The organism is Siculibacillus lacustris, from assembly GCF_004328075.1.
GTDB lineage: Bacteria > Pseudomonadota > Alphaproteobacteria > Rhizobiales > Ancalomicrobiaceae > Siculibacillus > Siculibacillus lacustris.
This window is the reverse complement of the sequence record NZ_SJFN01000017.1, coordinates 40,561-54,498: the sequence shown is the minus strand read 5'-3', so window position 1 is coordinate 54,498 and position 13,938 is coordinate 40,561. Positions and strand designations below refer to the sequence as shown.

The 13,938-nt window shown below is 69.7% G+C and carries 10 protein-coding genes; 4 read left to right on the top strand and 6 right to left on the bottom strand.

All coding sequences use genetic code 11. The features are described from left to right. Positions 1 to 3 precede the first annotated feature (3 nt). Positions 4 to 1,356 carry a bifunctional UDP-N-acetylglucosamine diphosphorylase/glucosamine-1-phosphate N-acetyltransferase GlmU gene (gene glmU / locus EYW49_RS12515; RefSeq protein ID WP_131309918.1) on the bottom strand — a complete coding sequence of 451 codons (1,353 nt, stop codon included), beginning with the start codon at positions 1,354 to 1,356 and terminating at the stop codon, positions 4 to 6. A 217-nt stretch (positions 1,357 to 1,573) separates the two neighbouring features. On the opposite strand from glmU, the gene EYW49_RS12510 reads away from it, so the two are divergent. Continuing rightward, positions 1,574 to 2,824 carry an SPOR domain-containing protein gene (locus EYW49_RS12510; RefSeq protein WP_131309917.1) on the top strand — a complete coding sequence of 417 codons (1,251 nt, stop codon included), beginning with the start codon at positions 1,574 to 1,576 and terminating at the stop codon, positions 2,822 to 2,824. An 88-nt stretch (positions 2,825 to 2,912) separates the two neighbouring features. Here the strand turns inward: EYW49_RS12510 and EYW49_RS12505 are convergent, their stop codons facing one another. Beyond that, positions 2,913 to 3,647: a cytochrome c biogenesis CcdA family protein gene (locus EYW49_RS12505; RefSeq protein ID WP_131309916.1), complete on the bottom strand. Its 735-nt coding sequence runs from the start codon at positions 3,645 to 3,647 to the stop codon at positions 2,913 to 2,915. 389 nt (positions 3,648 to 4,036) lie between these two features. On the opposite strand from EYW49_RS12505, the gene EYW49_RS12500 reads away from it, so the two are divergent. From EYW49_RS12500 to EYW49_RS12490, 3 genes are all read left to right on the top strand, one after another. Beyond that, positions 4,037 to 4,876: a DUF535 family protein gene (locus tag EYW49_RS12500; protein WP_165498226.1), complete on the top strand. Its 840-nt coding sequence runs from the start codon at positions 4,037 to 4,039 to the stop codon at positions 4,874 to 4,876. 116 nt (positions 4,877 to 4,992) lie between these two features. Further along, positions 4,993 to 6,252: a ribonuclease D gene (rnd, locus tag EYW49_RS12495; RefSeq protein WP_131309914.1), complete on the top strand. Its 1,260-nt coding sequence runs from the start codon at positions 4,993 to 4,995 to the stop codon at positions 6,250 to 6,252. Between the two features lie 154 nt (positions 6,253 to 6,406). Continuing rightward, on the top strand, positions 6,407 to 8,098 hold the full coding sequence (locus EYW49_RS12490) for a methyl-accepting chemotaxis protein (RefSeq protein ID WP_165498225.1): 1,692 nt from the start codon (positions 6,407 to 6,409) through the stop codon (positions 8,096 to 8,098). A 95-nt stretch (positions 8,099 to 8,193) separates the two neighbouring features. Here EYW49_RS12490 and EYW49_RS12485 read toward each other — a convergent pair whose 3' ends face one another. The 4 genes from EYW49_RS12485 to EYW49_RS12470 all read right to left on the bottom strand — a co-directional run bounded on the left by EYW49_RS12485 (position 8,194) and on the right by EYW49_RS12470 (position 13,908). Further along, positions 8,194 to 8,889: an outer membrane protein gene (locus EYW49_RS12485; RefSeq protein ID WP_131309912.1), complete on the bottom strand. Its 696-nt coding sequence runs from the start codon at positions 8,887 to 8,889 to the stop codon at positions 8,194 to 8,196. A gap of 222 nt (positions 8,890 to 9,111) precedes the next feature. Further along, complete coding sequence (locus tag EYW49_RS12480) at positions 9,112 to 10,197, bottom strand: lysine-2,3-aminomutase-like protein (protein ID WP_131309911.1); 1,086 nt, start codon at positions 10,195 to 10,197, stop codon at positions 9,112 to 9,114. Continuing rightward, positions 10,194 to 11,741, bottom strand: a complete 1,548-nt coding sequence (locus EYW49_RS12475; protein WP_131309910.1) for a Ppx/GppA family phosphatase — start codon at positions 11,739 to 11,741, stop codon at positions 10,194 to 10,196. Before EYW49_RS12475 ends, EYW49_RS12480 begins: the two co-directional genes overlap by 4 nt. Next, a complete protein-coding gene (locus EYW49_RS12470; RefSeq protein WP_206365459.1) occupies positions 11,725 to 13,908 on the bottom strand; it encodes an RNA degradosome polyphosphate kinase in 2,184 nt (727 codons plus the stop codon). Before EYW49_RS12470 ends, EYW49_RS12475 begins: the two co-directional genes overlap by 17 nt. Positions 13,909 to 13,938 lie beyond the last annotated feature (30 nt).

The following is a 13,938-nucleotide window of genomic DNA, read 5'->3' as shown; positions in this document are numbered from 1 at the left end:
CGGTCACTTCTTGGCGGCGCGTTCGGCGGCCTTGCGGGCGCGGAAGGCGGACGCCCAGCCCGGCCGCACGATCATGTGGGCACGCGCCACCACCAGCGCATCGGCGGGCACGTCCTTGGTCACCACCGAGCCGGAGCCGACCCAGGCGCCGTCGCCGATCGCCACCGGTGCCACCAGCGACGCGTTGGACCCGACGAAGGCGCCGGCGCCGATGTCGGTGTGGTACTTTCCGAAGCCGTCGTAGTTGCAGGTGATGGTGCCGGCGCCGATGTTGGCCTTGGCGCCGATGCGGGCGTCGCCGATGTAGGTCAGGTGGTTGACCTTGGCGCCGTCCTCGACGCGGCCGTTCTTGATCTCGACGAAGTTGCCGACGTGGACGTCGCGGCCGAGCCAGGCGCCGGGGCGCAGGCGGGCATAGGGACCGACGATCGCCCCCTCGCCGACCGTCGCCCCCTCGAGATGGGAGAAGGCGCGGATGCGGGCGCCGCTCGCCACCGTCACGCCGGGGCCGAACACCACGTTGGGCTCGATCACCACGTCGCCGGCGATCTCGGTATCGGCGGCGAAGATCACGCTGTCGGGGGCGACCAGGGTGACGCCGGCGGCCAGGGCCTCGGCGCGGCGGCGCTTCTGGAATACGCCCTCGCAGGTCGCGAGCTGGACCCGATCGTTGACGCCGAGGAACTCGTCCTCGCCGCCGATCACCACGGCGGTGGCGAGGCCGCGGGCGCGGGCGATCTCGACGGCGTCGGTCAGATAATATTCGCCCTTGGCGTTGGCGTCGCCGATCGCCTCGAGCAGGGCGAGCGCGACCGATCCGCGGAAGCCCATGATGCCGGAATTGCACAGATCGACCGCCCGCTCGGCCGGGGTCGCGTCGCGCTCCTCGCGGATCGCCTCGAGCGTGCCGTCGCGCAGGATCAGGCGGCCGTAGCCGGTCGGATCGGACGCCTGGAAGCCGAGCACCACTACGTCGGCGCCCGCCGCCAGTGCCTCGCGGACGCGGCCGATGGTCGCGGGACGGACCAACGGCGTGTCGCCGTAGAGCACGATCGCGGTGTCCGGCCCGCGCTCCAGGGCGGCGCGGGCGCACAAGACCGCGTGGGCCGTGCCGCGGCGTTCGCTCTGCACGAAGGTCTCGCCGGCGCCGGCACGGCCGGCGACTTCGGCGACCTTGTCGTGGCCGGGGCCGACCACCACCGCCACCGCGTCGGCGCCGGCGGCGCGGGCGGTGGCCACCGCATGGGCGACCATCGGTCGGGCGCCGATCTCGTGCAGAACCTTGGGAAGTTTCGAGCGCATCCGCGTGCCCTCGCCGGCGGCGAGCACGATGGCGAGGCAAGAGCGATCGGTCATGGTCCACGGGCTCCGTTGCGGTCTGGGCCGACGAGGCGCGGTCGCACCGTCCTCGTCACAGTGCCTCGGTCAGAACATCCCCGAAGGGTCGCGGTCAAGTCTGCGCGCCGTCGGGCGGGATCCTCGGCCGGCGCGACCACGGCGACTGCCCGTCGGCCGCGGCTTGATGATACTCTGAACCATCGATTCGAGCCCACAGACCGAGAGACTGCCGAACGTGGCCAGGAAGAGCGGACCCGACACCTCCCCCTCGTCGCTCCTCGACGACGAGACGACCTCGGGTGGCCTCGCCTTCGTGGCCTGGGGCTTTGCAACCGTCGTGGCCCTGGTGCTCGGCGTCGCCTCCTGGCAATACGCGCCGCCGCGCAGCGCCACCACCGAGATCGCCAAGGCCGAAATCGCGCTGCCCGATCCGACCGAGGTGACCGGCTCGATCGGCCGCGGCGATCGCGCCCCGATGGCGGTGCCGGCCTCGCGGATCGTCGGGGCCGAGCGCATCTCGCCGATGCCGCTGGCCACCAACGAATCGCCCGCGACCTCTCGCGACATCGAGCAGCTGCGCACCGAGATCCGCGATCTGCAGCGGCGGATGTTCCAGGTCGGCCTGTCGGGCGACGGCCTGTCGCGCCGCCTCGACAAGATCGAGGAGAAGCTCGCCGGCGACCCCGCCGTGGCCCGCGATCAATTGGCGCAGATGCCGCCGATCGACCCGCGTGCCGCCAAGCCGGGCGACAAGCCGGCCGCCGACAAGGCTGCGGCCGACAAGATCGCCGCGGACAAGGCCACCGGCGACAAGGCCGCGGCGGACAAGGCCGACCGGATCGCCGCGCTCGACAAGCCCGCGGCACCCGACAAGCCCGCGACACCGGACAAGCCGGCCGCCGAGAAGACCGATCGCGCCCTGCCCGAGCGGCTGCCGATGCCCAATCCCAAGCCGCTGGTGGAGATGCCGCCGGCTACCCCGCCCGCGCCGCCGGCGGTGATCGCCGCGGTGGTGCCGGGCGGTCCGGGCGGCCTGCCGCCGACCGATGCCGACGGGCCGGCGACCACCGGCACGGTGGCGCGGTCGAGCTCGATCGTGGTCAAGCCGCCGGTGGTGAACCCGCTCGACGCCGGCGCCAACCGGTCGGACGCGACCCCGCCGGCGCTGGTCAAGAGCGACGCGACCGCCGTCGCCGCCGCCGCGACCGGCAGCGAATCCGCGGCGATCGATCTCGGCGGCTATCGCTCGCTCGCCTCGCTGCGGCGCTCGTGGACCGACCTCGCCGGGCGCCACGCCGAACTCGGCCGCGGCCTGGAACCGCTGGCGCGGCTGCGCGAATCCGACACCGGCATGGAGGCGCGCCTGCTCGCCGGCCCCTACCCGTCCCAGGCCGAGGCGGCCAAGTCGTGCATGCGCCTGCGCGCCGCCGGTATCGGCTGCTCGGTCACCACCTACAGCGGTCAGGCGCTGGTCGGGCTGAAGTGAGCGCCGGCGTCCGCTGCGGCGCGTGAGCACCGGCCGGCCCGGCCCGTCGGGGGCCGGCTCGCGCGACTGCCGTGTCCGGCGGCGTCGCTCAGCCGATGTCGGACAGGATCGGGAAGGTCTCGATCAGCCAGAACGACACCCGCTGGAAGCCGTCGGTGAGAAAGGCGACGCCGGTGAGCACCAGGAGCCCGCCGGTCACCTGTTCGACCCGGCCCATATGGGCGCGGAATCGGCGCATCATCACCATGAACGGCTGTGAAAAAGCGGCGGCGACCAGGAACGGCACGCCGAGCCCGGCGGCATAGACCGCCAGCAACCCGGCGCCCTCCCCGACCGTGTCGCGACCGGCGGCGATGCCGAGGATCGCCGCCAGCACCGGTCCGATGCACGGCGTCCAGCCGAAGCCGAAGGCGAGCCCGATGCCATAGGCGCCGATCGGCCCGGCCGGGCGGCGGGTGACGGTGACCCGCGCTTCGCGGTAGAGCAGCGGGATCCGGAACAGGCCGAGGAAATGCAGACCCATCACGATCACCGCGAACCCCGCGACCAGCGACAGGGTCTCGAAGTGGCGATGGATCAGCTGCCCGAACACCGAGGCCGAGGCGCCGAGCGCCACGAACACCGTCGAGAAGCCGGCGACGAAGGCCAGCGCCGAAGCGAAGATGCGTCGCCGCGCCGCATCGAAGCCGACGCCGGCCAGTTCGTCGAGGCTCGCCCCGGCGATGAAGGCCAGGTAGGGCGGCACCAGGGGCAGGACGCAGGGCGAGACGAAGGACAGCACGCCGGCGCCGAAGGTCCCCAAGAGCGTCACATTCGCCGTCATCGTACCCCGTCCCGCCTTCGGCACACGCCCGGGCGCCGCCGTCTCGATCATCTTCGCGCTCCATAGCGCGAATGCCGTGCACGCAGTGCGGAAACGATCGAAATTCGACGACAATTCGAATCATTCTGATTTTCCGCTCCCCCCGGGGAATGTGATCCTGTAGAAGCCGAGCGAGCCCGCCGCACCGATCCCTCGCGGCGGGACAGGTCGCCGAGCGGTCGAGGCCGCGACAGAAGAACGATCGAGCCCGCATGTATCTCCGGATGTCCCACTCCCCGACCGCCGAGCCGGTACCTTCTTCGCCGGTGACCATCGGTGGTGCCGAACGCCTGCGGACTATCGCGAGCGGGGGCTGTGCAGCGGCATTCGCGTCGATCTTTCGATATGCGGTGGCCCTGGCGCGGCATTCGACGCCGAAGCGCTGCGTGGTGTTCGTGCTGCGGGCGATGATCTATTTCCGCGCGACCATCCGCTGGATCCGCTTCCTCGAATATTACGGCGTCAAATATGGGCTGGGCGCGCCGCCGCTCGACGTGGTGCGCAAGTCGCTGTCGACCCATCTGGTCCACGGCGCCAGCCCCGACCGCACCATTGCCCTGCTGCGCAACCATCTGTTCGTCGCCGAAGCCTATTTCGGACAGGACCTGCGCCGGGCGCTGTGGAACGGCGACACGGTGGCGATCGCCCGGATCGAAGGCAAGCGTGCCGTCTATCGGGTGGATCTGTGTCGCGCCGATTGCGCCGGTGCCCGCCACGAGGGCGAACTGACCGTCGCGATCTCCGACGGCACGCTGCCGCGGCCGCTGTTCCGGGTGACCTTCACCCTCTATCGTTCCGGTCGCGGCCGCTCGACGGTGGTGATCGGCGGCCTCCAGGGCTCCGGCCTCGACGACGCCAAGGCGGCGATGGTCGCCGCCACCCGCGATCTCGGCGGGCTGCGGCCCAAGGACGCCCTGCTCCTGGTGCTCAAGGGGCTGGCGGCGCGGATGGGCGCTCAGGAGCTCTACGCGGTCTCCAACGCCACCCACGTCATCAACCGCCGCCGCCAACGCCGCCGCCTGCTCAAGCTCGCCGACTACGACAGCTATTGGCAGGATCGCGGCGGCCACGAGGGCGCGCCGTTCGGATACGTGCTGCCGATCGGCGATCTCCACCTCGCGACACCGGCCGCCAATCGCCGCGAGGCGGTCAAGCGCCGCTTCGCCGAGATCGGCTTTCACCTCGCCTGACGCCGCCCGGTGCGGGTCGCGCCGTTCGGCCCCGACCGGGCCGCGTGCCGGGGGCGACGAAACGGTGAGCCCTGCCCCCGCGACAAGTCGCGCGAAGCGCGCTATAGACCCTTCCCATGCAGCCGATCACCAAGACCGAAGACCTCGCCGCCGCCTGTCGCAGCCTTTCTGCCCACCCCTATGTGGCGGTGGACACCGAGTTCCTGCGGGAGACCACCTTCTGGCCGAAACTCTGTGTCGTCCAACTCGCCGGACCCGACACGGCGGTGGTCGTCGACGCCCTCGCCGAGGGGCTCGACATGACGCCGTTCCTCGACCTGATGCGCAACGAGGCGGTGATGAAGGTGTTCCATTCGGGACGCCAGGACATCGAGATCGTCTACAACCTCGGCGGCTTCGTCCCCCATCCGGTGTTCGACACCCAGGTCGCGGCGATGRTCTGCGGCTTCGGCGATTCGATTTCCTACGACCAGTTGGTGGCGCGGATCACCGGCGCCCACATCGACAAGTCGTCGCGCTTCACCGACTGGACGCGGCGGCCGCTGACCGAGAAGCAGTTCGACTACGCGCTCTCCGACGTGACCCATCTGCGCGACGTCTACCACCATCTCGCCAAGCGCCTCGAAGAGCAGGGCCGGGCCGACTGGGTCGCCGAGGAGATGGAGGTCCTGACCTCGCCGGAGACCTACGACCTCAAGCCCGAGAACGCCTGGGAACGACTGAAGCTCCGGGTGCGCAAGCCGATCGAACTCGCCATCCTCAAGGAGCTCGCCGCCTGGCGCGAGACCGAGGCGCGGGCCCGCGACGTGCCGCGCTCGCGGGTGCTGAAGGACGAGACGATCTTCGAGATCGCCGCCGATCAGCCCAAGGAGGCTTCGGCGCTGGCCAATCTGCGTTCGCTGTCCAAGGGCTATGAGCGCTCGCGGGCCGGCGAAGAGATCCTCGCCTGCGTCCGCCGGGCGCTGGCAATCCCCAAGGAACAGCTGCCGTCGATCCCGCGCGGCAAACCGGTGCCGGAAGGCGCCGGCGCCGCGGTCGATCTGATGAAGGTGCTGCTCAAGCTGGTCTGCGAGAAGAACGCCGTCGCCTCCAAGGTGGTCGCCACCGTCGACGAGCTCGAGGCGATCGCCGCCGACGACGAGGCCGACGTGCCGGCGCTGAAGGGTTGGCGGCGCGAGCTGTTCGGGGCGGAAGCCCTGAAGCTCAAGCACGGCGGTCTGGCGCTGTGGCCGCGCCGAGACGACGCCGGCGGTGGTTCGTGCCGCGTCGGGAGCGTCGTGCCGACGACTTCCATAAGCTCAGCTTTTGGTGTCATTGCTTTTTCAAATACAAGAATTGCCGAACAGATCATCATCGATGATCTCGAAATATTTTAACCGACCGTCAAGTCGCGTCGTGTTTGACTTCACGTCGTCGACAGCCGGGCTCCGTCGACGCACGGGGTCGGTACCGACCGCGTCTGCCGCGCAGTGCGATCGCCGGACGTCGCGCCCGGGATCCCGCCGTGCCGAAGGCTCCACGAGGGTGACCATGTCCTTTCTGTCGAACATTCGTATCCTTCCCAAGATCCTGGCCATCATCGCGCTGCTCTGCGCCATCGACGGCTTCGTCACCTGGCACGGCATCGCCGCGCTGCGGAGCCTGAGCGAGACCGGCACGCAGATGGAGGGCCTGTCCGAGGCCTCGCTGGTGGCGACGCGAGTCGCCGCGAACGTGTTGGCGATCAACCGCGCCGAAATCGATCTCGTCACCGACACGCGCGCCGAAAAGACTGCGGCGGCCCGCAAGATGATCGAGTCGGAGACCAAACTGGTCCGCCAACGGCTCGATCTGCTCGCCGGCCTGGTCGGCGACTCCCGTCGCGACAAGGTCGCCGAAGTCGCCCGCATCTGGGAAGACTACGCCCGCTCGCTCGATGCGACCGTCACCGCGAGTGCCGGATCGACGGGCGCCGGCAGTGCGGCGCGCGCCTCCGCCGATCGCAGCGACGCCGCGGTGGAAAAGTTGCGCCGCGCGATCAAGGGGCTCACCGACGACGTCGGCGCCCGCATCACCGCTCTGTCACAGGCCCAGGCCGGCGAATACCGGCAATCGTCGTGGCTGATGACCATCGTCTCGGTGCTCGGTGTGGCCGGCGGCGTGCTCATCGGTCTGGCCGTCGCCCAGTTCGGCATCGTCCGGCCGATCGGCCGCATCACGGCGGTGCTCCAGGCCCTGGCGGCCGGCCGTTTCGAGGTCGAGATCTCCGAGACCGAACGGCGGGACGAGGTCGGCGACGTGGCACGCACCGCGCTGGTGTTCCGCACCGCCGGCATCGACAAGCGGCGCCTCGAAGAGGAGCGCGCGGCGGCGGTCGAACTGAACGCCCACGAACGGCGGTCCACCATGCAGGATCTCGCCGCCGGCTTCGAAGCGGCGGTCGGTGGCATCGTCGCGACGGTGACCTCGGCCTCCGGCCAGTTGCAGGGCGCGGCGAAGACCCTGACGGTCAATGCCGATGCGACGGCGCGTCAGTCGCTGACCGTCTCGGCGGCGGCCGAACAGGCCTCCGCCAACGTCAACACCGTCGCCGCGGCGGCGGAGGAACTGACCCAATCGGTGCGCGAGATCGGGCGCCGGGTGTCGCAGTCGAGCGGCCTCGCGGCGCGCGCCGTCACCGATGCCGACGCGACCAACGGCAAGGTCCAAATGCTCGTGCAGTCGGCCCAGAAGATCGGTGCGGTCACCGGCCTGATCAACGACATCGCGGCCCAGACCAATCTCCTCGCCCTCAATGCGACGATAGAGGCGGCCCGCGCCGGAGTCGCCGGCCGCGGCTTCGCGGTGGTCGCATCCGAGGTCAAACAACTCGCCGAGCAGACCTCGCGCGCCACCGCCGAGATCTCTTCGCAGATCAACGAGATCCAGGTCGCCACCGAAGCCTCGGTGGAGGCGATCCGCGGCATCGGCGAAACCATCCGCGAGATGCACACGATCGGCGAATCGATCGGCGACGCGGTGAAGCAGCAGCTGACCGCGACCGGCGAGATCGCCCGCAACGTCCAGCAGGCCTCGACCGGCACCATGGAGGTGTCGAGCAACATCGCCGAAGTGACGCGTGCGGCCGGCGACACCGATGCCGCGGCGAACCACGTTCTGACGGCGTCGACCGCCCTGAACGGTCAATCCGATCGCCTGAAGGACGAGGTCGAACGGTTCCTCGCCCGGGTCCGCGCCGTCTGATCGGTGATCTGCGGCGGTCGTCCCGTGTGGACCTCCCGAGCCTCGTGCCGAAATCGGTCCGAGGCTCGGCACGTCGCAGCCGCACCACCGGCGGTTCAGAAGTGATACGAGACGCCGGCGCGGACGGTCTGGGCGCGAACCGAATAGTCGTGGGCGTAGACCACGCCGCTGCCCATCTGCACCTGGGCGAAGTCCGCCTTGCCGAAATCGGTGTAGCGATATTCGGCGCGCAACGACCATTTCGGATCGAGCGCATATTCGGCGCCGCCGCCGAGGTTCCAGCCGATGCGGTTGCCGTCGTATTGGTGCGAGGGCACACCCGAGAGGTTGGCGATCGAATGGCTCGCGGTGGTGAAGGCCGCGCCGCCGATGCCGTAGATCAGGGTGCGGTCGAGCGCCCAGCCGGCCCTGAGGTCGATCGACGCGAGCCAGTTCTGGTCGGTTTTGAACCGCACGTTGTAGTTCACGTCGCGCTTGTCGCCGTCGAGACCGGCGAAGTCGACGTCACCCTGGACGCCGAGAACGAAGGCGCCGACCTGCCGGTTGTAACCGGCATGGAGGCCGCCGAAGAAGCCACGCTGGTCCCAATCGATCGAATAGCGGGTGCTCGGGGTGGTCCAGGACGAGGAGCCCCAACCCGCGCCCACCTGGGCGCCGAAATAGAAACCGGTCCAGTCGAAGCCGCCCGGAACCGCCACCGGAGCGGCGAGCGGGCCACTCGGCACATCGGCGGCGATGGCCGCTCCCCCCAGCCCCACCACCAGGAAACCGACCGTCAGCGCACGCAACATGTGATCCTCCCCAGAACCACCGATCGTCGCCGGCCCGAAAGCGCGGTCCTCGCGATCGTTGACGAGACCTTAACGAGCAGGGTCGGCCCCAGGGAGCGGGGTATTACGTATGTGGCAGATTCGCCGAGTTTGTATTTGCCTTTCCGCCGCGTAGCCAACTCATGGTGGGCACAGCCGATTCGGCCTCGGACAGGCCCCTGCGACACCGTGTCGCGATGTCGATCAATCTTCGTAGTCGTGGTGCCGGCCCGCAGGGTCTTCGACGCACCAGCGGCGAGGCGCGCCCTCGGGCGCCGCGACGGCCGGATCAGCGGCGGGATCGGCCGGTTCCGGGACGATCCAGGTCGGGCCGATCGGCACCTTGCCGGCGCCGCCGGGGATGTCGAGGACATAGGTCGGCTGGGCGATGCCGGTCAGTCGACCGCGCAAGGCGTGCATCAGCGCTTGGCCCGCGGCGACCGGCGTGCGGAACCGGGCGGTACCCTCGGCGCGGTCGAGATGATGGAGGTAGTAGGGTTTGACCCGCAGCGCCACGAGGCGGCGGAACAACGCCTCCAGCACCGCGGCATCGTCGTTGACCCCGGCGAGCAGCGTGGTCTGGGCGAGGACCGGAACGCCGGCGTCGACCAGCCGGCCGATCGCCGCCGCCGCCCCGGGGGTCAATTCGCGGGGATGATCGACGTGGATCACCATCCAGGTGGCGAAGCGCCGGCGCATCGACCGGGCGGTCTCCGGCGTGATCCGCTCCGGGTCGACCACCGGCACCCGCGAATGGAACCGCACGACCTCGACATGGGGCACCGCTTCCAGCCGATCGAGGATCGCCGCCAGCCGGCGGTCGGACAGCACCAGCGGATCGCCGCCGGTCAGGATCACCTCGAAGATCTCGGGCCGAGCCGCGACATGGGCGATCGCCGCGTCGATTTCGGCCTCCGACAGGGTCGTTTCGCCGTGGCCGACCGTCTCGCGGCGGAAGCAGAAGCGGCAATAGACCCGGCAGAGATGGGTCGGCTTGAGCAGCACCCGGTCGGGATAGCGATGGGTCAGCCCGGGCATCACCGTATAGGGGCCGTCGCCGATCGGGTCGGCGACCTCGTCCGTCGCGGCGGCGAGCTCCTCCTCCGACGGCACGAACTGGCGGGCGATCGGATCGTTCGGATCGTCGGGATCGATCAGGTCGAGGACCGGCGCGGTGATCGCCAGGGCGAAGCGCTCGGCGACCCGGGCGATCTCAGTGAGCCGCGTCGGATCGATCAGTCCCGCCGCGACCAGCTCTTCGGGCCGGCGCAGGTCGTCGCGGCGGCTCATGAGGTGCGGATCGCGACGTCGAGCCCGGCGAGGCGGGCCAATTGCCGGAAGCGGCGCTGCAGCACCTCGCCGTCGAGATCGGCGAGCCGCCCGGGCAGGTCGAGGACCAGGAAGTCGCCGCGGCGTTCGATGGTGGTGGTCGGCACGATGCCGGGCATCGCCGCCGACAGCACGAAGGCGACTCGGAAGGCGGCGCCGAGGGCGCGGGCGCGATCGCGCAGCCGCGGCGGCGCCAGCATGCCGATGCGCGGCGACAGGGCGTCGTCGATCAGGCCCATGTGGCGATAGTAGTTGGCGAGCGCCAGATAGGCGCGGCCGGGATGGTCGACGCCGATGAAGGCGGCATGGGCGATGATGTTGAGGCTCTGCTCGCCGCGATAGTCGGGATGCGCCCGCCAGCCGATGTCGACGAGATGGCAGGCGGCGAGCCGCAGACGTTCCTCCTCGACGGTCTCGTCGATGCCCATGGCGTCGAACACGCCGGCCGTCCAGGGACCCATCTCCGCAGTGTGAGCGGGCGAGCGCGAGCGCAGGAAGGCGAGCTCGCGCGCCGCCTCGATCAGCGGATCGCGGGCGCGCTCGGTGCCGTCGAGGAGCTCGTAGAGATGGCCTTCGCGCAGCCCAAGGGCCGACAGGACGATCTCCTTCGGCCGGCCGGCGCGGATCACCTGGGCGAGCACCACGGCGCCGTAGGGCAACAGGTCGCGGCGCTGTTTGGAGATCGTCTCGATCCGCGGCAGGGCGTCGACGGCGCCGCGGCCGACCAGCCGGCACAGCTCGAGCGCCTCGTCCGCCGGGATCGCGTAGTTCTGCATCACGTGCAGCGGATAGTCGGTCTGATGCATGTGCAGCTTGGCGAGCGACCGCCAGGTGCCGCCGACCGCGTAGAACGACCGGCCGGCCAAATTCTCGAGGGTCGGCGAGGTCTCCAGCACCTGCTGGGCGATGCGCTCGGCGCGGCGGATCGAGCCGTCGGCGGATTCCGACAGGCGGATGCCGCCGAGCGGATAGGTCAGGCCCTCGCCGATCACGTCGCCGCGGATGTCGACCAGTTCGAGCGACCCGCCACCGAGATCGCCGGCGACCCCGTCGGTCTGCCACATGCCGGAGACGATGCCGAGCGCGGCGAGCCGCGCCTCGTCGGCGCCGGTCAGCAGCGAGATCGGCACGCCGCAGATGCGTTCCAATTCGGCGACGAAGGGCGGGCCGTTGGCGGCTTCGCGGGCGGCGGCGGTGGCCAGCACGTGCAGCGACACGGCGCCGGCCTGATCGGCGATGTGCTTGAAGCGCTTCACCGCGGCCAGCGCCTGACGCAGCGAGGCCTCGGCGAGATGGCCGGTCTTGGACAGGCCCTTGCCGAGCCCGGCCAGGACCTTCTCGTTGAACACCACCGTCGGCGAACGGGTCAGCCGCTCGTAGACCACGAGGCGGACCGAGTTGGAGCCGATGTCGATGACCGCGACCGGACCGTAACCGGCCAGTCGCCCGGCGGCGCGCGGGTCGGAGACGAGCGTCTCCGACCCCGCGTCACGAACGCGGGGCACGGACGATGTTACGCGGCTGGACGGACTTGGAGGATTTTCCACGGCCTGACAACGACGGGTTGGTCATGAAGAACTTGTGGGCGTTGAAGGGCTGTTCCCCCTCCGCCGGGCGGATGCGCTCGTGACCACCGTCGGGAAGGAGGCGCCAGCTCTGCTGGTTGTCCTTCAGGTTGGCGACCAGGATCTGTTCGAGGACCTGTTGGTGGACGGTCGGGTTGGTGAGCGGCGCCAGCACTTCCACGCGGCGATCGAGATTGCGCGGCATCATGTCCGCAGACCCGATGTAGACGATCGCTTCGGCCGAGGGAAGGCCATGGCCGTTGCCGAAGCAGAACACCCGGCTGTGCTCGAGGAAACGGCCGACGATCGACTTCGCGCGAATGTTGTCGGAAAGCCCCGGCACCCCCGGCCGCAGGCAGCAGATGCCGCGGGCGATGATGTCGACCGAGACCCCGGCACGGCTCGCCTCGTAGAGCTTGTCGATGATCTGGGCATCGACCAGGCTGTTGATCTTCATCCAGATCTGGGCCGGGCGGCCGGCCTTGGCGTGTTCGATCTCGGCGTCGATGTGGTCGACGATGCGCGAGCGCACCGACAGCGGGCTGACCGCCAGCCGCTCCAGCTCCTGCGGCTGGGCGTAGCCGGTGATGAAGTTGAAGATCCGCGCGACGTCGCGGCCGATCGCCGGATCGGCGGTGAAATAGCTGAGGTCGGTGTAGATGCGCGCGGTGATCGGGTGGTAGTTGCCGGTGCCGATGTGGCAGTAGGTGGCCAATTGCCCCTGCTCGCGGCGCACCACCATCGACAATTTGCCGTGGGTCTTCAGCTCCATGAAGCCGAACACCACCTGCACGCCGGCCCGCTCCAGGTCGCGCGCCCAGCGGATGTTGGCCTCTTCGTCGAAGCGCGCCTTGAGCTCGACGACCGCAGTCACCGACTTGCCGGCTTCCGCGGCTTCCGACAGCGCCTTGACGATCGGGCTGTCCTTGGAGGTGCGGTAGAGCGTCTGCTTGATCGCCACCACGTCCGGGTCGCGCGCCGCCTGCATCAGATACTGCACGACGACATCGAAGCTCTCGTAGGGGTGATGGACGACGAAGTCCTTGGCCTTGATCGCCGCGAAACAGTCGCCGCCGAATTCGCGGATGCGCTCGGGAAACCGCGGCTCGTAGGGCACGAACTTCAGCTCCGGCCGATCGACGCCGACCAGTTGCGACAGCTCGTTGAGCGCCAGCAGGCCGTCGACCAGGAAGATCCCGTCGGGTTCGACCATCAGCGATTCGGCGACGAAGGCGCGCAGCTTCTCCGGCGTCGACGATTCGATCTCCAGCCGGATCACCGAACCGCGGCGGCGGCGCTTCAGCATGCTCTCGAACACCCGGACGAGGTCTTCGGCCTCTTCCTCGATTTCGATGTCGCTGTCGCGGATCACCCGGAAGGCACCCTCGGCATTGACCACGTAGCCGGGGAACAACCCGCCGATGCACAGACGCACCACCGTCTCGAGGGCGATGAAGCGGCGGGCCCCGCGCGCGCCTTCCGGCGTCGGCAGTTCGATGAAGCGGGTCAGCGTCGAGGGCATGCGGATCAGCGCCGTCATCCCCTCGCCGCCGCCGACCCGGGCGAGGTCGAGAACCAGCGAGAAGCCGAGATTGGGGATGAACGGGAACGGATGGGCCGGATCGCAGGCGAGCGGCGTCAGGATCGGGAAGATATGGGCGAGGAAATGGCCGTCGAGCCAGCTACGCTCGGCCGGTTCGAGGCCGTCGCCGTCGACCAGCGTCACCCCCGCGGCGGTCAGATCGCCGCGCAATTCGCACCACAGGCGCTGCTGCTCGGCAGTCAGCGAGGCGACCGCATGGTCGATCTCGGCGAGCTGCTCGGCCGGGGTCAGCCCGTCGTCGGAGCGGGCCTGGAGGCCGGCGCGATGCTGCTCGACCAGGCCGGAGACGCGCACCATGAAGAATTCGTCGAGGTTGTTGGCCGAGATCGACAGAAAGCGCAGGCGCTCGAGCACGGGGTGATCGGCGTTGGCGGTCTCCTCCAGCACCCGGCGATTGAAACCCAGCCAGGAGAGCTCGCGATTGACGAAGCGATAGGGGCTCGTGGCGATGTCGGGAATGACTTCACCCTCGGCGAAAGTGGGCTTCGGCGCACGAACGTTCACGGGGCATTCTCCTCTCGCCGATGGGCGGGT